The sequence below is a fragment of the Polaromonas sp. CG_9.7 genome (assembly GCF_015752205.1).
Taxonomy (GTDB): Bacteria; Pseudomonadota; Gammaproteobacteria; order Burkholderiales; family Burkholderiaceae_C; genus Polaromonas.
On record NZ_JADOVG010000013.1, the window covers coordinates 50,215 to 70,318 of the forward strand.

General features: G+C 59.8%; 17 protein-coding genes. 6 read left to right on the top strand and 11 right to left on the bottom strand.

The annotated features are described in order from the left end of the window. Positions 1-46: 46 nt before the first annotated feature. Positions 47-1,705, bottom strand: coding sequence for a Na/Pi cotransporter family protein (locus IWX87_RS13735; protein ID WP_196864091.1), 1,659 nt, complete (start codon positions 1,703-1,705; stop codon positions 47-49). A gap of 528 nt (positions 1,706-2,233) precedes the next feature. On the opposite strand from IWX87_RS13735, the gene IWX87_RS13740 reads away from it, so the two are divergent. Then, entirely contained in the window at positions 2,234-2,638 is a 405-nt protein-coding gene (locus IWX87_RS13740; protein WP_196864092.1) for an RNA-binding protein, read from the top strand. Positions 2,639-3,127: 489 nt separating this feature from the next. On the opposite strand, the gene lspA is transcribed toward IWX87_RS13740, so the two are convergent. The 3 genes from lspA to IWX87_RS13755 all read right to left on the bottom strand — a co-directional run bounded on the left by lspA (position 3,128) and on the right by IWX87_RS13755 (position 7,650). Next, positions 3,128-3,592, bottom strand: coding sequence for a signal peptidase II (gene lspA / locus IWX87_RS13745; RefSeq protein WP_196864150.1), 465 nt, complete (start codon positions 3,590-3,592; stop codon positions 3,128-3,130). Between the two features lie 74 nt (positions 3,593-3,666). Next, positions 3,667-6,516, bottom strand: coding sequence for an isoleucine--tRNA ligase (gene ileS / locus IWX87_RS13750; RefSeq protein ID WP_196864093.1), 2,850 nt, complete (start codon positions 6,514-6,516; stop codon positions 3,667-3,669). Between the two features lie 123 nt (positions 6,517-6,639). Next, a complete protein-coding gene (locus tag IWX87_RS13755) occupies positions 6,640-7,650 on the bottom strand; it encodes a bifunctional riboflavin kinase/FAD synthetase (protein WP_196864094.1) in 1,011 nt (336 codons plus the stop codon). 158 nt (positions 7,651-7,808) lie between these two features. Here IWX87_RS13755 and IWX87_RS13760 point away from each other — a divergent pair, with 158 nt between their 5' ends. After that, positions 7,809-8,366, top strand: coding sequence for an HNH endonuclease (locus IWX87_RS13760; RefSeq protein ID WP_196864095.1), 558 nt, complete (start codon positions 7,809-7,811; stop codon positions 8,364-8,366). Between the two features lie 79 nt (positions 8,367-8,445). Beyond that, positions 8,446-9,390 (top strand): bestrophin family protein, encoded by a 945-nt coding sequence (locus tag IWX87_RS13765; protein WP_196864096.1) that lies wholly within the window; start codon positions 8,446-8,448, stop codon positions 9,388-9,390. Between the two features lie 61 nt (positions 9,391-9,451). Here the strand turns inward: IWX87_RS13765 and IWX87_RS13770 are convergent, their stop codons facing one another. Genes IWX87_RS13770 through IWX87_RS13780 form a run of 3 tightly spaced genes read right to left on the bottom strand, consistent with a single transcriptional unit; the run spans position 9,452 to position 12,491 of the window. Beyond that, the gene (locus IWX87_RS13770) at positions 9,452-10,567 is read right to left on the bottom strand and encodes an acyl-CoA dehydrogenase family protein (RefSeq protein WP_196864097.1); all 1,116 of its coding nucleotides are present in this window, start codon (positions 10,565-10,567) and stop codon (positions 9,452-9,454) included. A 27-nt stretch (positions 10,568-10,594) separates the two neighbouring features. Continuing rightward, positions 10,595-11,776: an acyl-CoA dehydrogenase family protein gene (locus IWX87_RS13775; RefSeq protein ID WP_196864098.1), complete on the bottom strand. Its 1,182-nt coding sequence runs from the start codon at positions 11,774-11,776 to the stop codon at positions 10,595-10,597. Positions 11,777-11,828: 52 nt separating this feature from the next. Then, positions 11,829-12,491 (bottom strand): YceH family protein, encoded by a 663-nt coding sequence (locus IWX87_RS13780; protein ID WP_196864099.1) that lies wholly within the window; start codon positions 12,489-12,491, stop codon positions 11,829-11,831. A gap of 18 nt (positions 12,492-12,509) precedes the next feature. On the opposite strand from IWX87_RS13780, the gene purN reads away from it, so the two are divergent. Both purN and IWX87_RS13790 read left to right on the top strand, forming a co-directional pair. After that, positions 12,510-13,097: a phosphoribosylglycinamide formyltransferase gene (purN, locus tag IWX87_RS13785; protein ID WP_196864100.1), complete on the top strand. Its 588-nt coding sequence runs from the start codon at positions 12,510-12,512 to the stop codon at positions 13,095-13,097. 156 nt (positions 13,098-13,253) lie between these two features. Beyond that, complete coding sequence (locus tag IWX87_RS13790) at positions 13,254-13,808, top strand: fasciclin domain-containing protein (RefSeq protein WP_196864101.1); 555 nt, start codon at positions 13,254-13,256, stop codon at positions 13,806-13,808. 3 nt (positions 13,809-13,811) lie between these two features. Here IWX87_RS13790 and IWX87_RS19725 read toward each other — a convergent pair whose 3' ends face one another. Continuing rightward, positions 13,812-14,009: a hypothetical protein gene (locus IWX87_RS19725; protein ID WP_196868288.1), complete on the bottom strand. Its 198-nt coding sequence runs from the start codon at positions 14,007-14,009 to the stop codon at positions 13,812-13,814. A 20-nt stretch (positions 14,010-14,029) separates the two neighbouring features. Between IWX87_RS19725 and IWX87_RS13795 the strand changes: the two genes are divergently transcribed. After that, entirely contained in the window at positions 14,030-15,394 is a 1,365-nt protein-coding gene (locus tag IWX87_RS13795; protein WP_196864151.1) for an esterase-like activity of phytase family protein, read from the top strand. 112 nt (positions 15,395-15,506) lie between these two features. Here the strand turns inward: IWX87_RS13795 and IWX87_RS13800 are convergent, their stop codons facing one another. The 3 genes from IWX87_RS13800 to IWX87_RS13810 form a co-directional block, all read right to left on the bottom strand. After that, positions 15,507-15,896: a cupin domain-containing protein gene (locus tag IWX87_RS13800; protein ID WP_196864102.1), complete on the bottom strand. Its 390-nt coding sequence runs from the start codon at positions 15,894-15,896 to the stop codon at positions 15,507-15,509. A 203-nt stretch (positions 15,897-16,099) separates the two neighbouring features. Continuing rightward, positions 16,100-17,716, bottom strand: coding sequence for a peptide chain release factor 3 (locus tag IWX87_RS13805; RefSeq protein WP_196864103.1), 1,617 nt, complete (start codon positions 17,714-17,716; stop codon positions 16,100-16,102). A 142-nt stretch (positions 17,717-17,858) separates the two neighbouring features. After that, positions 17,859-19,793 (bottom strand): hypothetical protein, encoded by a 1,935-nt coding sequence (locus IWX87_RS13810; RefSeq protein ID WP_196864104.1) that lies wholly within the window; start codon positions 19,791-19,793, stop codon positions 17,859-17,861. Positions 19,794-20,104 lie beyond the last annotated feature (311 nt).

Here is a 20,104-nt window from a genome sequence, read left to right on the forward strand (position 1 = left end):
TGCGCAATAGCAGCGAGCGTAAGCCGCTATTAAAAAAGAAGCAGGTTCAAGCTTTGTCCAGCAGCGCAGTTGGCCGCAGCCGGTTAGGGGCCAGCGCACCGGCCGAATCGAGGATCGGGTAGGCAATCGAGCAGATGTGCGAGTTGATGCGTTTGAGGTCGCTGATCAGGTCAATGTGCAGCGAGCTGGTTTCCTGGCTTTGCAATGTGTTGGCCGACAGCCGGCCCAGATGGCTGGTGGCGTAGGCGCGCTCCAGGTCGCGAAAGCGCGCTTTTTCTTCGAGCAGCTTTTGCGCATCGCGCACGTTGCCATTCAAAAACACGCTCATGCCCAGGCGCAGGTTGTCAATCAGCCGCTCATGCAGCTCGACAATTTCGGCCATGCCGGCTTCTGAAAACTGCCGGCGCGGCTTGATCTTCTTGTCCTCGATGTCGAGCAGCACCCGCTCGATGATGTCGCCGATCTGCTCCATGTTGATAGTGAAGCTGATGATGTCGGTCCAGCGCCGGCTTTCCTCCTCGTCCAGCGCTTCGCGTGAGATTTTGGTCAGGTAGTACTTGATCGCCGAGTACAGTGCATCGACCGTGTCGTCCATCTTGCGCAACGCTTCAGCGAGTTTCAAATCGTCCTTGCGGATCACTTCCAGCATGCCACGCAACATGGTTTCCACCATGTCGGCCTGGTACAGCGCTTCCCGGGCGGCGCAGGAAATGGCCAGCGAAGGCGTGGCCAGGGCCGACGGGTCCAGATGCGGCAGCCGGTTGCCGATGCTGCTTTTTGGCGGCGTGGGCAGCAACTTTTGAACCCAGCCGGCGATGACCTGTGTCCAGCCGATGAACGCTATTCCTACCAGCAGGTTGAAGGTCAGGTGAAACATCACCACCACACTGGCCGGCTCGCCCAGATACGGCCGTGCATGACGCAGCCACAGGCCGACAAAAGGCGCGGCCATGGTCACGCCCAGCACCTTGAACATCAGGTTGCCCAGCGGCACCCGCCGCACCTCGATGGCCGAGCGCGCCGTGGTGATCACTGCCAGCAAGCCGCTGCCCAGGTTGGCGCCCAGCACCAGTCCCAATGCCACATCGCTGGCAATCACATTGGTGCTAACCAGCGTGGCCGTCAGCAAGACCACGGCCAGGCTTGAATAGGACACCACCGCCAGAAAAGCCCCTACGGTGATTTCAAGCAGCAAGTCGCTGCCCAGCGATTCCAGCAGCGCCCGCACGGCAGGTGCCTGGGTCAGCACTTGCGTGGACACGCTGACCAGTTTGAGCGCCATCAGCATCAAGCCCAGTCCGATCAGCACCCGGCCAAAACGGCCTGCATTGGTCTCAGGCCGCGATATGAAAAGTACCACCCCCACGAAAATGCACAGCGGCGACAGCCAGGACAGATCGAACGAAAACACCACCGCCATCAGGCTGGTGCCAACGTCGGCACCGAGCATCACGGCCAGCGCCAGTGGCAGCGACACAAGGCCCTGGCCGACAAAGGAGGAAACGATCAGCGACGTGGCAGTGCTCGACTGCACCAGCGCAGTCACGCCGACGCCGGACAATGCCGCTGTGAACCGGTTGCTGATGCTGCGCGCCAGTATCTGGCGCAAGTTTGCGCCAAACACGCGCAGGATACCGGTGCGCACCAGGTGCGTTCCCCATACCAACAGGGCAATTGCGGCCAATAAATTCAAAAGATGCTTCATAGACTTCAGGTTGGTCGCAGCGTTCTAGTTTCCTCCTCAAATGTGGCTTGGCACATATGGTGGATAAATTATGTTATCGCAGGCCAGCAAATGTTTCGGTGGGTGTGGCGCAATTGGGTCGGTTTGCATACGCAATGCCTGCACTCGACAAGTCGCAATGACTGACGCCGTGCATTCATGCCATAAGTGCGCTCATGGTCGTAAAAGACGCCCAAGGCACAAAATTGAAGCGTATAAATATCAACTGGGCAGCAGGGCAAAACTCTTCCTGACCATCGACAGCATTCATGTGTCGCAGGGTTATGAATGCGGTAACGCTAAAGTTTCAAACCCTGCAATGCACGCAAAGAACTTTTTGTTTGTAGGGCCTTGGGTTTCGTGACGCATAATCAGGGGGTGCGCGCAGGAAATCTACGTGCTCAGGACAGGTGATCGGTTCGTTTCGCGCGCTACGGCGGTACTTTTCGGGTGTGTTGTGCTTTCGGGACCCAATCGCTTTTGTTTTTATGTGTTTTTAAGGAGTCCCCCATGGGCAACAAACTTTACGTCGGCAACCTGCCATACACGGTACGTGACGAAGATCTGCAACAGTCTTTTGGCGAATTTGGTTCTATCACCAGCGCCAAAGTCATGATGGAGCGCGACACCGGCCGCTCAAAAGGCTTTGGTTTCGTCGAAATGGGCAGCGATGCCGAAGCGCAAGCTGCAATCGCCGGCATGAACGGCCAGTCGCTTGGCGGCCGCAGCATCACCGTCAATGAAGCCCGTCCAATGGAGGCACGTCCTCCACGTACCGGCGGCTTCGGCGGCGGTGGCGGCGGCTACGGTGGTGGCGATCGTTCCGGCGGTGGCGGCTACGGCGGCGGCGGCGGTGATCGCTCCGGCGGTGGCGGCTACGGCGGCGGCGGCGGCGGCGGTCGCGGCGGCTACTAAGCCCTGCAACCCGCAGTCAACGGCAGCAATGCCGTTACGCAACAGCTTTCTCGGTCTTGCACTGAGCAAAGTAAAAAAGGCTCCGAAACTTAGGTTTTTGAGCCTTTTTTGTTTTGTAAAAAAAACCGTGTTACCGAAGTTGCCTTGTTAGAATTTGATGAGAAACAGGACAGGCCACCCGGATGGAAAGGTGGGCCTGAGCGCCGTGGAACTACACGCTTGAGACCATCTTCACGAAATCGCTAGAGCGAAATCAACCTGACTGGAAAAGCCAGTCAGGTTGATTTCGCTCTAAAAATTCACGCGAGCCCATGAAGCAGAAGTGCGCGGGTTGCCCAACGGCGCTGTTATCAGACGTTGCCTGTACGGCGGAAATTTCATTGGCCAGGACTTCGCGATTCGGCGCATTGACGGCGACCAGCTGTTCGCTTCAACTGTCCAGTCATCCTGCCGCCACGTACGGCAAGGTGACGCACTGAGAAATGAAGCTTATTTGGCCCGGCGCACCCTTAGCAGCTCATCAAGAATCAGACAGATGGCACCGATGGTGATGGCGCTGTCAGCTACATTGAACGCCGGAAAATGCCAGTTGCCGTAGTGGAAATCCAGAAAATCCACCACGTAACCGTGCAACGTGCGATCAATTACATTGCCAATAGCGCCGCCCAGAATACAGGCCATGGCAAACGAAAACAATTTTTGTCCCGGATGCGATTTGAGCATCCAGACAATGAACACTGCCGCCGCCACGCCGATACCGGTAAAAAACCAGCGCTGCCAGCCTGATGCGGAGGCCAGGAACGAAAAAGCTGCGCCGGTGTTGTGCACCCGAACGACGTTGAAAAAGCTGGTGATGTAGGTCGCATCGCCCAGCCGGTAGTAGCCCAGAATCAGCACCTTGGTGAACTGGTCGGCGATCAGCAAAATCAGCGCCAGGCCGAGCCACGGAAGCATGGCGGTCGTGGTGGACGTTTTCTTGAAGCTTGTCCGGCTGCCTGTTCCGGCCTTGGGCGCTATGCGGGTGGCCATTATGCGAACTTCCTGTCTTCGCCCAAGCCAAACAGATTGTTGGTGCATCGGCCGCAGATCGTCGGATGCGCCGGGTCAATGCCGACATCACTCCGGTAATGCCAGCAGCGCTCGCATTTGGTGTCAATACTGGTGCTTACGCTCGCCTGTATTTCGTCCCCAGCTATTAATTCAATAGCAGAAGTGATGAACACGAACTTCAGGTCATTGCCCAGGCTGGCCAGCAGTGCATGGTCGTCGGCGTTGACTTGCAGCGCCACATTGGCCTGCAATGATGAACCCACCTTGCCGTCGGCGCGCAGGGTCTCGATGTCCTTGTTGACCGCGTCACGCAGCTCGCGGATGCGTGACCATTTGGCCAGCAGCGTCGCATCAGGCGCAGGGAATTTGGCATAGGTTTCGATAAAGATCGATTCCGACATACCAAAAATTTTCCAGGCCTCCTCGGCTGTAAAGCTCAGGAACGGCGCCATCCAGCGCAGCATGGCATGCGTGATCTGGTGCAGCGCAGTCTGCGCACTGCGCCGGGCCAGCGACTTGGGGCCGGTCGTGTAGAGCCGGTCTTTCAGGATGTCGAGGTAGAACGATCCCAGGTCCTCGCTGCAGTAGATTTGCAGTTTGCTGACCACCGGGTGAAATTCATAGACCTCGTAATGCGCCAGGATGTCGGCTTGCAACTGCGATGCACGGCTCAGGGCGTAGCGGTCGATTTCCAGCATCTCGTCGAATGGAACAGCGTCCCGCACCGGGTCGAAGTCGCTGACGTTGGCCATTAAAAAACGCAGCGTGTTGCGGATGCGGCGGTAGGCATCCACCACGCGCGCCAAGATCTTGTCGTCAATCGCCAGGTCGCCCGAATAATCGGTCGAGGCGCACCACAGGCGGATGATCTCGGCGCCCAGCTTGCCGCTGACGGCTTGTGGCGCGACCACATTGCCTTCGCTCTTGCTCATCTTGCGGCCCTTGCCGTCTACGGTGAAACCGTGCGTCAGCAGGCCCTTGTAGGGTGCGCTGTCGTACATGGCGCAGGCGGTCAGCAGCGACGAGTGGAACCAGCCCCGGTGCTGGTCATGGCCTTCGAGGTACAAATCCGCCGGCCAGCCTGACTGCACGTTATGGCTGTGGCGCAGCACATGGTCGTGCGTCGTGCCCGAGTCAAACCACACGTCCAGAATGTCGTTGACTTTGGTGTACTGAGCGGCGTCGGCTTCGCCCAGTATGTCGACGGTGCTGACCTTGCTCCAGGCTTCCACGCCGCCGGCAGCGACCATGTCGGCCGCCTGGTCCATGATTTCCATGGTGCGCGGGTGCAGCTCGCCAGTGGCAGTGTGCAGGAAAAACGGCAACGGCACGCCCCAGTTGCGCTGGCGGCTGATGCACCAGTCGGGCCGTCCGGCAATCATGCTTTGCAGGCGCAGCTTGCCGTTTTCCGGGTAGAAGCGGGTGTCGCCGATGGCTGCCAAAGCCAGCTGGCGCAGGGTTTTCTCGGCTTTGTCACTGGCGAAAACGCCTTGCGTACCCGGCGTTTCTGCGTCCATGCGAATGAACCACTGCGCGGCGGCCCGGTAGATCACCGGCGTCTTGTGGCGCCAGCAGTGCGGGTAGCTGTGAACGATGTCGTGTGTGGCGAACAGCCGGCCATGCTCGCGCAGCTTGTCGATCACCAGCGGCGCGGCTTTCCAGATGTTCAGGCCGCCAAAGAACGGCAGTTCATCGACATAACGGCCATTGCCCTGAACCGGGTTCAGGATGTCGTCCGTGGCAATGCCGTTGGCGACGCAGGAGTTAAAGTCTTCCACGCCATAAGCCGGCGAGGAATGCACGATGCCGGTGCCGTCGTCGGCGGTGGCGTAGTCGGCCACAAAGACCGGGCTCAGACGGCGGTAGCTGTAGTTGCCGCCCTCATCGCCCACGTCATGAAACGGATGCTGGAAGTTCAACAGCGCCAGGTTCTTGCCCTGCGTCGTGGCCAGCACGATGCCGGTGAGTTGGAAACGCTCCAGGCATTTCTCGACCAGTACAGAAGCCAGCAGCAAGATACCGCGTTCGGTATCGACCAGGGAGTAGTCCAGCTCCGGGTTCAGATTCAGCGCCTGGTTCGCCGGAATGGTCCAGGCGGTGGTGGTCCAGATGACCGCAAATGCATCTTTTGCCAAGCTTTCAAGTCCAAAGGCGGCGGCAAGCTTTTCCGGCTCGGCGCATTTGAAGCCGACATCGAGCGTCTGCGATTTTTTGTCAGCGTATTCGATCTCGAACTCGGCCAACGACGAGGTGCAGTCGAAACACCAGTACACAGGTTTCAGACCGCGGTAGACAAAACCGCGTTCGATGATGCGTTTGAGCGCGCGGATCTCATTCGCCTCGTTGCCGAAATCCATCGTGCGGTAGGGGTTGTCCCATTCGCCGAGCACGCCCAGGCGCTTGAAGTCGGCCATTTGGCCGGCGATCTGCTCGGTGGCGAAGGCGCGGCTCTTGGCCTGAACTTCGTCGCGCGGCAGGCTGCGGCCATGCAGCTTTTCAATCGCGTTTTCAATCGGCAGGCCGTGGCAGTCCCAGCCCGGCACATACACGGCGTCCAGCCCCTTGAGCTGGCGCGCCTTGACGATCATGTCCTTCAGGATCTTGTTGACCGCGTGACCGATGTGGATCTGCCCGTTGGCATACGGCGGGCCATCGTGCAACACAAACTTTTCAGCACCGCAGCGCGCGGCACGCAGCTTTTTGTAAATGCCTTTGTCTTCCCATTCCTGGGTCCAGCCAGCCTCGCGCTTGGGCAGGTCGCCGCGCATAGGGAAGGACGTATCAGGCAGGTTCAAGGTGCTGCGGTAATCGGTTTTTTGGTCAGACATGGGGGTACTTTGATAGCGCTTTTAGGGGAGGGCGGCCTGAAGTGGCCCAGACGCAGGGCAGGACAGAAGGCGCGCCGTTTGCAGACAAAAAACAAAGGGCGAAGGCGGTCGCGTCGGGATCGTCTAAATTCGGTCGCGCATGGTCTGACGGGTGGTTTCGAGTTGCATCGAAATGAAGAATGCCCGTGCGTCGTCGCAGTCTTTGGTGATGCCTGTTGTCAGGCTGTCAAGACCGTCGTATTTCAATTCATCGTGCAGTTTATGTAGCAATTCCACGCGGATGATTTTACCGTACGCACCTTCCGCGCCAAGGCTGGCTGGCCAGTCGAGGCAATGCGTTTCCAGCAGCACGCGGCCACCGTTGACATCGTCTGGATTGATCGAGGGCCTGATGCCCAGATTGGCCACGCCTTGCAGGGGCTGGTTGTCCAGGCCATACACCAGTACTGCAAAAATTCCACTGGCTGCCGGTTTCCAGTGTGCAAAGCGCAGGTTGAGCGTGCGAAACCCCAGGTCGCGCCCCAGCTTGCGCCCGTGCACCACATGGCCCGAAATGCTGTAAGGCCGTCCCAGCAGGCTGCCAGCACGGGCCATGTCGCCCTGCGCCAGCGCATCGCGAACCGCCGAACTGGACACGCGCGTCTGGCTCACTTGATAGCTGTTCATTCGCGCCACATCGAACCCCAGCCGGTTGCCGGCAGCGTCGAGCATTGCATAGTCGCCGGCGCGCCTCAGGCCAAAGCGGAAGTCGTCGCCTACCAGTACATAGCGCGCGCCCAATCCCTTGAGCAGCACTTCCTCGATGAATCCTTCGGGCGGCTGGGATGCCAGCAGGGCGTTGAAAGGCAGGATCACGCACTGGTCAATGCCGCAGCGGTCGAGTTCGCCCAGCTTGTCACGCAAGGTGGCAATGCGTGCAGGCGCCAGTTCAGGCTTGCGGGCAAGGGCTGCAAAATAGTCGCGGGGGTGTGGCTCGAAGGTCACGGCGCAACTGGGAACGCCCCGGTGCCGCGCCTCGTTTTTCAGCAGGGCCAGCATGGCCTGGTGGCCCCGGTGGACGCCGTCGAAATTGCCAATGGTCAGGGCGCACTCGGATGCCAGCTGAAGATGGTGGTGGCCTCGAAAAATTTTCATGCAAGAGATTATCGTTTTTATAGCGCCACGGCCCGGCGGTTAAAGCAGCAAAGGCTGGAAATGTTGATGAAGCGGTTTTCACACCTGTTTCATCATTTCACTGTATATTGATTCATTGCCCGTATACCGTCGTGTTTCCATGTTCATGGAGGTTCGTTTTGAAGGTTCTGAAACTCTCAGCCCAGGGATTGCCCCAAGCCTGGATCAGCCTTGAACTCGCCGTGCTGCATTACGCCGCCGACGAAGTGCGCTGGGAAACGGGCGCGCGCGTCGCCACCTTCCATGGCGGGCACAACGCCATCACGGGCGAGCAGTCGATCATTCATGTCAACAGCATCATTGGCACCAAGGGTGTCCCCAACATCAACCCCTTCGACCTGGTGCCGGGGCTGACCAACAGCAAGCTGTTCATCCGTGACCGCAACGTGTGCGCCTACTGCGCCCATCATGTAGGCGAGGACGACCTGACGCGCGAGCACATCATCCCGTTGGCGCAGCGCGGCGTGGACAGCTGGATGAACGTGGTCACTGCTTGCCGCGCCTGCAACCACCGCAAGAGCAACCGCACGCCCGAGCAGGCCCACATGCCTCTGCTTTATACGCCCTATGTGCCCAGCCTGTGGGAAGACTTCATCTTGCGCAACCGCCGTATTCTGGCCGACCAGATGGAGTTCTTGATCGCACACGTTCCCAAGTCCTCGCGCCTGCTCAATTGATGCGTAACAGGTTCTGAACCAAAGCGCTTTGCGTCATGGTGCTATGGTTAAATAAGGGTTTTCCCTTCCTGACTTTTTTATGATCGTTCGTGATCGGCCTTCCGGCATCCGGCTTTTCCTTGTGGTGCGTGGCTCGATCCTGAAGCGGATCCGGTTCTCTTTGTTGGCCAACACGCTCAGTGCGGTTGTGGTGACGGTGGTGCATGGCAACTTTTTTGCACTCAAGATCACACTGACGACAATTCCGTTCACCCTGATGGCGTTGCCACTGGCCATTTTTCTGGGCTTTCGCAACTCGGCTGCCTATGACCGCTATTGGGAAGGGCGCAAATTGTGGGGCGAGCTGGTGCTGCGCTGCCGTTCGCTGTCCCGGCAGTGCCAGAGCTTTATCCAGCCGGTTTCAGACATATCTGCCCAGATGCCCGATGTGGTGGCGGCGCGCCAACGTATGGTGTATCGGACCATTGCCTTTGTGCATGCCCTGCGCCTGCAATTGCGCGACCAGAGCGATTACAGCGAAATCCGGCGATGGGTGCCCCAGGCTGAGTGGTCGCAACTTCAGACCGTATCCAACAAGCATGACCGGCTGGTTCTGGAAATGGGCAAGGAACTGGGGCAATGCCAGCGCCGGGGCTGGATCGACCCCTGCCTGGCCGTGACCCTTGACAACACCTTGTCGGCTCTGAACGCGGCGGCGGCCTCTTGCGAGCGCATCAAAAGCACGCCGATTCCTTTTTCCTACACATTGCTGCTGCACCGCACGGCTTATCTGTATTGTTTTTTGCTGCCATTCGGACTGGTTGATACGATCGGCTTCATGACACCGTTCGTCGTTGCCATCGTCGCCTACACCTTCTTTGGACTGGATGCACTGGGCGATGAGATCGAGGAGCCGTTTGGCATGGAAGCCAACGATTTGCCGCTCGATACATTGTGCCGGGCAATTGAGATCAATCTGCTCGAATCGCTGGATGAAACAGAGTTGCCAGCCCAACTGCAGCCGGTCAACTATTGCCTGACCTGACCTGACCTGACTTTGGACAACAGGGCATTTGCGCCCCATCTTCAGCCAGGCCAGAGGGTTGTCAGGCGAACACGCCCGCCGTGTCCTGCATGCGGCTGGAGACTTCACCCAGTTGGTGCAGCGTGTCACCAAAGCTCATTTCGAGCTGCGTCAGCTTCTTGAAGTAGTGGCTGACGATGTATTCGTCCGTCACACCAATACCGCCATGCAGCTGCACAGCCTGCTGGCTGACAAAACGCATCGACACGCCCAATTGGTACTTGGCCCGGGCCATCGCACGGCGGCGTTCGTCTGCTGGCGAATTGAGCTTGAGCGACGCGTAGTAACTCATGGATCGGGCCAGTTCGAGCTGCATCTTCATGTCGGCCACGCGGTGACGCAATGCCTGAAAGCTGCTGATGGTCACGCCGAACTGCTTGCGCGTGTTCATGTACTCGACCGTAACTGCCAGTGCCCGGTCCATCACGCCGACGGCTTCGGCGCAGGTGGCGGCGATACCGATGTCGATGGCGTGCGCCAGCGCTTCCAGTCCGTCCAGCGTGAGCAACGTGGCAGCCGCGTTTTCCAAGGTGAGGTCCGCGGCGCGGGCGCCGTCTTGGGTGCCATAGCCGCGCGTCGTGACGCCGGTTGCCGTGCGTTCCACCAGAAACAGCGCCATCTGGCCGTCGGCCATCGCGGGAACGATGAAGGCATCGGCCTGGTCACCGGCAGGCACTATGCTTTTTATAGCTGTCAGTGCCCATCCGCCTTGCGCAGAAGCCGCTTTTGCTTCACATTTATCGAAATGGTAGCGCGCGGCGCGCTCTTGATACGCCAGCACGACAAGGCTTTCGCCCGACGCAATTTTCGGCAACCAGGCTGCTTTGACCGCTTGCGGCGCATGAGCGGACAGCACGCCGCTGGCAATCAGGGTTTGGGCGAAGGGTTCGAGCACAATGCCGCGCCCGAGTTCTTCCATGACGACCATGCCCTCGACCGGTCCCATACCGATGCCGCCGTCGTCCTCGGCAATGTAAAGGCCAGTCAGGCCCAGGTCGGCCAGCTCGCCGTAGGCTTCTCGTGAAAAGCCGCCGGCCTTGACGATGCTGCCGCGCCGTTCAAAGTCGTAGCCCTTGCCAACCCACTTGCGCGTGGCGTCGCGCAGCGATTCCTGGTCGTCGGAGAAATCAAAATCCATGATGTTTGTCCTTTAAATCTTGTTCACTCAACCGAGCGCGAACTGCGCGACGATGTTGCGCTGCACTTCGTTGGAGCCGCCGTAGATTGTTGTCTTGCGCATGTTGAAGTAGGTCGAGGCCAGCGGCGCATCGGCCACTGCGCCGCCAGGGAAGTCGCCTTGCCAGCCGGCTTCCATGGCTTCTTCGATGAACGGCAGGCTGAACGGGCCGGCTGCCAGCATCATGAGTTCGGCATAGCGCTGCTGGATTTCGCTGCCCTTGATCTTGAGCAGGCCGGCGATGTCGAGAGAGTTCTTGCCCGACTTGTCGGCCGAGAGCACGCGCAGCACCAGCATTTCAAGCGCCACCACATCGACTTCGAGCTTGGCGATTTCGTCGCGAAAGCGCAGGTCGTCATATACGCCTTCGGTCTTGGCGATGCGCTTGAGGCGTTCAAGTTCGCGTTTGGAGCGGTTCACGTCGGCGATATTGGTGCGCTCGTGGCCGAGCAGGTATTTGGCGTAGGTCCAGCCCTTGTTTTCCTCGCCAACCAGGTTTTCTGCCGGCACTTCGACGTTGTCGAACCAGACCTCGTTCACTTCGCACTCACCGTCAAGCAGTTTGATCGGGCGCACCGTGACGCCAGGCGACTTCATGTCGATCAGCAGAAACGAAATGCCGGTTTGCGGCTTGCCTTCACTGGACGTGCGCACCAGGCAGAAAATCCATTCGCCATACTGACCCAGTGTGGTCCAGGCTTTTTGCCCGTTGACAATGAATTTGTCGCCTTGGCGCTCAGCCTTGCATTTGAGGGATGCCAGGTCGGAGCCCGCGCCTGGCTCGCTGTAACCTTGCGACCACCAGACCTCGCCGCTGGCGATGCCGGGCAAAAAGCGCTTATGCTGCTCGGCATTGCCGAAAGCCATGATGACGGGTGCCACCATCACCGGTCCAAAAGGCACGACACGCGGCGCTCCGGCCAGCGCGCATTCTTCCTCGAACAGGTGCTTTTGCACCGCGTTCCAGCCGGGGCCGCCAAATTCCTTGGGCCAGCCGTGGCCGAGCCAGCCTTTTTTGCCCAGGATTTTGGCCCAGCGCTGCATGTCGTCACGCGACAGGCGCAGGGCATTGTGAACCTTGTGCGAAATATCGGCCGGTAAGTTGGCATTGACCCAAGCGCGAATTTCTTCGCGAAAGGTTTGTTCTTCGGGGGTAAACGCTAAATCCATGGGTGGTGTCTCCAGTTATCTGATTTTTAGCACGGACGAGCGTGCCGACCTGTCAGGCCTGTGACAGCCCGAGTTCTTTATACAGGTGCGCCACCTGGCTTTCAAGCAATTCAATACGTTGTTGCATTCGTTCGGCCTGGCCCAGGGAAACCGGCTCGGTTTCCCGGTTGACCACCTCATCGCCTGTGCCGGCTTGTGAGTAGGACATTGGCAGTGATTCGCCACACAGCAAGTGCGCCCAGCGCTGCTCGCGGATGCCGGGCGCGCGCGCCAGTTGCACGACCATCAGCGCGCCGCTGTCGTCGCCGCGCGCTTTCAGTTCGGCCAGCGCGTCTTCCACGCTGGCGATGTCGGCAAACTTGTACCAGCGCTCGCTGCTCAGCCGCAACTCGCCTGGCGTCTGCGGGCCGCGCAGCATTAACAGGCCAAGCAGCACGGCCTGGGGCTCGCTCACGCCGAAGCCGCGCTGGAAATTGTGTTCGAATCGTGGCACGCGGCTGGAACTGGCCTCGAACACCAGGCTCTGCTTTTTCAGCGTGTCGATGGCGGCCTGCGCCTGGGCTTCGGTCAGGTCCATCACCGGGTCGCGGCTGGTTTTCTGGTTGCAGCCCAACACCAGCGTGTTGAGCGACAGTGGATAGCTGTCAGGAACGGTGCGTGCTTTTTCCATCAAGGTGGCGAGCACCCGGGCTTCGGGGGGAGTAAGTGGTCTCATGGGGATAATCTTAGAACAATGAAAAACATCGTTATCCTGATTTCTGGCAGCGGCTCGAACATGGCCGCGATTGCCCGCACTGCACAAAAAGAACATTGGCCCAACACCTTGGGCGTCCGGGTTGCCGCCGTCATCAGCAACAAGCCAGACGCTGGCGGCTTGACACTCGCCCGGAGCCTGGGCATTGCCACCAATGTGGTGAATCACCGCGACTTTGCGTCGCGCGAAACCTTCGATGCAGCCTTGATGTCGCGCATCGAAGCGCATGCGCCGCAACTGGTCGTGCTGGCCGGCTTCATGCGAATCCTGACGCCCGGCTTTGTCGCCCACTATGCCGGCCGGCTGATCAACATCCATCCGTCGCTTCTGCCGGCCTTTGCCGGCCTGCACACGCATCAGCGCGCCATTGACATGGGGTGCACGCTGGCGGGCACCACCGTGCATCAAGTGACCGCCGAACTGGACCATGGCCGCATCCTGGCGCAGGCAGCAGTGCCGGTACTGCCCTTTGACACGGCCGACACGCTGGCCGCCCGCATCCTGACGCAAGAGCACCTGATCTATCCGCAGGCGGTTCGGACCTTTTTTGCGCGCAGCCAGCCTTGATCTGAAAGATTGAATAAAGTCAAGTTGTTTCATTTTGTAAATGAATGAATCCAGATCGCCCTTGGCGCCGTATTCATTACAGCAGGTCGTGAATCCATCTTGATTCCGACAGGCGAGGAAGCTCAAACCACCTCAACTTCATTTCAAGGATCTAGCATGCAAACAAAACACAAATTCGCGTCTCTTGGCCTGGCCATGGCACTGTCGTTTTCGGCTATGCCGTCATTTGCTCAGGTGATGGTAGGCGGCGCTTCGATGTTGCCGACCAAGGACATCATCGACAACGCTGTCAACTCCAAGGACCACACCACGCTCGTCGCCGCCGTCAAGGCTGCCGGTTTGGTGGAAACACTGAAAGGCCCAGGTCCGTTCACCGTGTTTGCCCCCACCAACGCCGCTTTTGACGCACTGCCAGCCGGCACGGTCGACACCCTGCTCAAGCCTGAAAACAAGGCCATGCTGTCCGGCATCCTGACTTACCACGTCGTGGCCGGCAAGATGGACGCTGCTGCACTGACCAAGGCAATTGCTGCTGGCAAGGGCAAAGCAACGCTGAAAACCGTCGCTGGCGGTAACCTGACCGCCACCGCAAAGGGCGGCAAAGTCATGGTGATGGATGAAAAAGGCGGAACTGCCACTGTAACGATTGCTGACGTGATCCAGTCCAACGGCGTGATTCACGTTGTCGACAAGGTTCTGCTGCCCAAGTAAGCATTAATCAGTTGGCGCGCCGGCCTTGTGCCGGTTGCGCCAGGTGAAGGCCCGCAGGCGGTTCATACCCTCTGCGGGCCTTTTGCGTTTTTGTGCTGCGTGTGACCTTTGAACGATGCGATCGCTGGTTGTAATCAAGCCGTCACATGGGTTGCCCAAGATCAGCTTCTTTATTTCATAGAAACGCAAGCATGTTTTCATCTGGAATTTTCCTGCCCGCACTGACGCGCCCACTGTCATTCGCCATGGCGGCGATTGCTCTGGCTTCTTCATCCCTGTATGCGCAATCCGCTGAAGGCGCTGCGACTGAATTTCCGGCTACCTTGGCCGGTCATGCCGTGATGCCTGCGGCGTCTTTCATCGCGGCGCCTCAGGATGCGCCGCCAGATCTGAAAATCAGCGGAAAATTCACCACTGGCAAGCGTGTGGAGGCCGTCGGCACGGTCGAAGGACTGTCGGCCGGGCGTCCCACCGGCATGTCTTTGCCCTTTAAAGGCCAGCCCCTGCAAGGGCACTCGGGCATCAAGACCATGCCTGACGGCAGCTTTTGGCTGTTGACGGACAACGGGTTTGGCTCTAAGGCCAATTCGCCCGATGCCATGCTTTACCTGAGCCGCTATGCCGTTGACTTCAAGGGCGGCGCAATGAAGCGGCTGGAAACCATCTTCCTGCACGATCCCGACAAGAAAGTGCCTTTTCGTATCGTTCACGAAGGCAGCAAAAAACGTTACCTGACCGGCAGCGACTTTGACACCGAAAGCTTCCAGCTGGCGGGTGGCGCCTTGTGGATTGGCGACGAATTCGGACCATTCCTGATCAAGACCGACATGAAGGGCAAGGTGCTGGCAGTGTTTGACACGCTGGTCGACGGCAAGGTGGTGCGCTCGCCCGATCACCCGGCCATGACCACGCCGGGTGCGCCCGGCGGCGCGGTGGATTTCCAGGTGCGCCGTTCCAAGGGCTTTGAAGGCATGGCCGCTTCCAAGGACGGCAGCAAGCTTTATGCTTTGCTTGAAGGCGCGCTTTGGGATGCGGGCAGCAAGAGCTATGAAAACCTGCAAGGCAAGGACTATTTGCGCGTGCTGGAGTTCGACGTGAAAAGCGGGTCGTGGACCGGGCGCCACTGGAAGTACCTGCTGGAGGCTAACAACCACGCGATTGGCGACTTTAATATGATCGACGACACGACCGGTCTGATCATCGAGCGTGACAACGGCGAAGGCACGGCCGGCAAGGCCTGTCCCGAAGGCCAGAAGCGCACCGACTGCTTTCACGACATCGCCAAGTTCAAGCGCGTCTACAAGATCGAGATGAATGAGGCCAACGTCGGCGGCCCGTTGCGAAAAATCGGCTACATCGACCTGATGGCCATCGCCGACCCCGCCAAGCTGGCGCGTAAACCGCTGAACAACGGCGTGCTGACCTTTCCTTTCTTCACGATTGAAAACGTTGATGTGGTGGACAGCACCCACATCGTGATCGGCAACGACAACAACCTGCCATTTTCCAGCAGCCGCGAGCCCAACAAAGCCGACGATAACGAACTGGTGTTGCTGGAAGTCGGCAATTTTCTGAAGGCCAACTAACGTGCAGGGGAAGAGGGCGATTGCTTGGTAGCAACCCTGCTTTTTTTTGATCGCCGGCGCTGTCGTCGCGGATGGTGGGTCGAGAAGCCTGGCGTCCGTATGGGCCAGAGGCTCAATCCACTACAGCGGCAACTTCCTCGGTATTGAAGTCAGCGGGCATCACGATTTCCAGCATTTCAATATCTTCGCTGTGGCCGACCTCGCGGTGGCGAATTTCAGGCGGCTGGTAAACGCAGGAACCGGCCTCAAGCCTGACGATGCCCTGGCCTTCGTAGTCAAACTCGATCCAGCCTTTCAGGACGTAAACCAGCTGGAATGTCGTCTGGTGCCGATGCGGCTGACTGGAGAAATCCGTGCCCGCTGCCGCGCGGATCACATGGGCATCGATGTGTCCGGCTGTCGCATGCTTGATGCCAAGATCCCGGTACTCGAAAAAAGACCTAAGCCCCCGCGCAAAGGTCGCGTCCCTGGCATGCGTTACGGTGAATCCAAGCGTTGTCATGATGCCTCCTGGTTGGTGGGCATCCAGCATAGCGCCCCTCCAGGCACCGCGTTTACCGCATTGCGCGCGTTTCCGGATTGCAACTGATCGCGAGCAACCGGTACACAGCAAGCGGTTGGCATGAAGTTGCCGTTCACCCATCCATAAGCTATTAAAATAATAGCTGTATAGGCAATCAGAACGTGCGCTAGAGGCCTAAAACACTACATTTTTGACTGGAACACCAGCCCGGCGTGCTCGCGCAGCGCATGGAACTTGATCTTCGGCCATTGCTGCTCGACGGCGCGCAGCGTGGCGCTGTGGTCCACCAGCAGCGTCGGCGCATCCACCGCGTCCAGGGCAACCCGGTGCGCGTTGGCGTCCATGAATTTTTTCAACTCGTTCGCATCGTCACACGTCACCCAGCGCGCCAGGTTGAAATTGCTTTGCAGGATGCGCGCCTTGACGCCGTACTCATGCTCCAGCCGGTGCGCCACCACCTCGAACTGCAACTGACCGACCGCGCCTAGCAGCAGCAATGAACCGGCAATCGGCCTAAATACCTGAATCGCGCCTTCTTCGCCCAGCTGTGTTAGGCCGGCGCGCAGCTGCTTGCTGCGCAGCGGGTCGGCCACTTCCACCGCGCGGAACATTTCCGGCGCAAAGAAGGGCAGGCCGGTGAACTGCAGCGCTTCGCCCTCGGTCAGCGTGTCGCCGAGTTGCAGCACGCCGTGGTTGGGAATACCGATGATGTCGCCGGCAAAAGCAGTATCTAACAACTCGCGTCGCTGGCTCATAAAGCTGACCACCGTGTTGGGCCGCAGTTCCTTGCCGCTGCGCACCACCTTGAGCTTCATGCCGCGCGTGAATTCGCCGCTGGCCACGCGCAAGAAGGCAATGCGGTCGCGGTGCGCCGGGTCCATGTTGGCCTGGATCTTGAACACCACGCCGGAAAATTTCTTTTCCTCCGGATGCACGATGCGCTGCATGGCTGTGCGTTCTGCCGGCGCGGGTGCCAGGTCCACCAGCGCATCAAGCACTTCCTGCACGCCGAAGTTGTTGATCGCCGAGCCGAAAAACATTGGCGTCTGCTGGCCGGCCAAAAACGCTTCGCGGTCGAATTCGGGCGATGCGCCTTCAAGCAACTCCAGCTCATCCTGCGCCTGGGTGAATTCGGCGCCAAAGCGTTTGGTGGCTTCGGCATTGTCCAGGCCGGCCAGGATTTCATCGTCGCCGCCGGCCTTGTCCTCGCCGGGGCTGAAGACGCGCATGCGTTTTTCGCGCCGGTCATACACGCCGTGGAACAATTTGCCCATGCCCACCGGCCAGGTGAAGGGCACGACGGCCATGCCGAGTTCGCGCTCGATCTCGTCCATGATGTTCATCGGGTCCTGCACCTCGCGGTCCATCTTGTTGACGAAGGTCAGGATCGGCGTGCCGCGCGCGCGGCAGACCTGCAGCAGGCGGCGGGTTTGCGGCTCGACGCCGTTGGCCGCGTCAATGACCATCAGCGCTGCATCGACGGCGGTCAGCACACGGTAGGTGTCTTCAGAAAAATCCTGGTGGCCGGGCGTGTCGAGCAGGTTGATGACGCAGTCGCGGTATTCCATCTGCATGACCGAGCTGGCAACGGAAATGCCGCGCTGCTTTTCGATTTCCATCCAGTCGGACGTGGCATGGCGCGCGGCTTTTCTGGCCTTGACGCTGCCGGCGATCTGGATTGCGCCTGAGAACAGCAGCAGCTTTTCCGTCAGCGTGGTCTTGCCCGCGTCAGGGTGGGAAATGATGGCAAACGTGCGGCGGCGCTTGACTTGTTTGGCGATTTCAGTTGTTTCGGACATAACCGCTGATTATCGGCGAGCCGGCCGGCTTGCCCGGCCTTCCGCCGGCGCGTGTTCCTGATGGCGCCAAACGAAACGGGCATCGTGAAAGGAAAAAACGGCGCCGAGTCAGTCCTTTGCGCCTCTGGAAACTGCCTGCTTTTCAGCGCCCCGCATGCCGCTCCTGCGCCTTGCCGGCCTGGCGAACCTGAACCGCATGGTTGCCGCTTTGGATGGCCGTGCCCTCGTTTGCCGTGCCTTCGGTGCTGGCATCCAGCTGGTTGTCATAGTCCAGCATGCTGGCACCCTGCGCGGCGTCAAGATGCCAGATGCGGATGCGCAGCCGGTCTGCTGCGCCGTCTGCGTTGTGGGCGCTGTTGTTGTGGCTCGCATGACCTCTGTCGTTTTTGTCATTCCCGTCGTTGCCGGGACCGTCTTTTGTGCCATCGATGAGCGTCACCCTGAATTTATAGCCACTCGCGCCATTGAGGCTGCCGCTGCCCTGGTACTGCGCGCGAGCGCCCTGGACATTGAGCCAGTCGTAGCCGCTGCTTTCAAAATGCAGCCCCGCACTAGCCAGCTGAAACCGGGTCTGGCTCCTCGGCTTTTGTCCTGTCTCCTCAGCGCGTATCCGGGTGCTGAAGGTGGCGCGTCCCGCCAGCCCGGGATACGGCCTGTAAGCCCCTGGCGGCGAAGCGATGGCGAGCCTGGCGCTGGCGAAGCTGTCGCCAGAAGGCTTGAGCAGCACCAACTTCCTGTCGGCATAGCCGAGGATGGCGCCGCCCTCCGAGATCGCTGTCGCCAAAGTCACCGTCAGCCCGGCAGGCGCTGTCGGAATGCGCGTATTGAGGTCCACCAGGCCCTCGGCTGCCGTCCAGATGAACGCATGCGGGAGCGGACTGGTTGCGCTGGTGCCGGACGTGCCGACCACCTGGCCCGAGTCATTGAGGTCAGCGGTGGCTGAAGACACGCCGCCAGCCAGTGTGCCGAGGTCAAGCATGCGGCCGGCGGTGGGTCCTGTGGGGCTCCAGAAGAAGGCATGTCCCAAGGGAGCAGCAGCGGGGTCGGTCCCGTTGGCCGTGTCGGAGTTGCCTACGACCTGTCCCAGCGCGTTGAGTGCCAAGGCGTCTGAATTCCGGCCGCCGAGCGTGCCCAGATCCTGCATGCCGGCCGCCGCGGTCCATAAAAAGGCATGGTGCCGCACTCTGTTTGGTAATCCGCGCAAGGGTCCGAACTCGATGTTGGAACTGCCTGCGACCTGGCCCTCGTCATTCAGGGCCGTAGCGCTGCTGACGTCCCCGCGCCCCAGTGTGCCGAGGTCGCGAATGCCGCTCCCAGGCGTCCACAGAAAAGCATGTGACGGCAAACCCGCTAGGGGGTTCCCGAAGGTGCTGAACGCGCCGCCGGTCACCTGGCCCAGGGCATTCACATGATTGGCTGACACAGGGAAGAAACCGGGAATCGGCAGCGTGCTCAGATCGAGCATCCCAAGCCCTTCGGTCCACACGAAGGGATGAGATGAGAACTGCCCGCTGACGACCGGTTCGATGTGTTCGGTGACGCCTGCCACCTGTCCCGCCGCATTGATGGCTCGCGCGGTGGAACTGCCGCCGGCCGGCGCCCCGAGATCGATGACGGCGGGAGTGGTGCGGCCGGCCGTAGTCCAGCGCAGGGCATGCGCGGGGCTCGTGGTGGTGTAGCCGGCGATCTGCGCCGCATCGTTGATGGCGGCCATGTAGCCCAGTCCCAGGTCCTGGATGGCTCGGCCGTTGTAGAGCAGCGCGTGTGGCCCGTCTGGGCGAAGGCTAGTGAAGGCGACCTGGCCGGAGGCGTTGATGCTTTCAAGCGGTGCCATGGCGGGATCGGCTTCGAGCATCACCACGTCGTAAGTCGCCGCGACGAAGGGCACCGGCTCGACCAACCCGTTGACCTGCATCGCGTCCACTGTATTGAGACCTGCCTGGGATGCATTGACCGCATCATCGCTGCCGCCTCCGCCTCCGCCTCCGCCTCCGCCACAGGCTGCCAGGGCCACCAGACATTGAACAAGCCCTGTTCGCCATGCGACCCTGGCGTAAGGTGTGATTGCATGCTTCATGGCGCACCTCCTTTTGCATCGTCTGCTCGGTCATCGCAGGGCTGAGAGCGCTTCAACACATGGGGGCATACACGGGTCTGTTGACCTGCCGCCCTGTCCGCAGTGGCATGGCGCAGACAAAGCTCTGAAATCTCATGATAGGCCGCTGCTCCCAGCAAGCAAGCTGTGCAGTCTGTAAGAATTGTTTTCTGTTGCGCGTACGAGCTGGCGGTGTCTGGTCCCTTAACGCACGTGCCACGGCGCCATGCGCTTTGATGACACGCCCGGCGCCTTCTTCGGCCACTGGGCGCAGCAGGCCCGAAGGGGCTGCA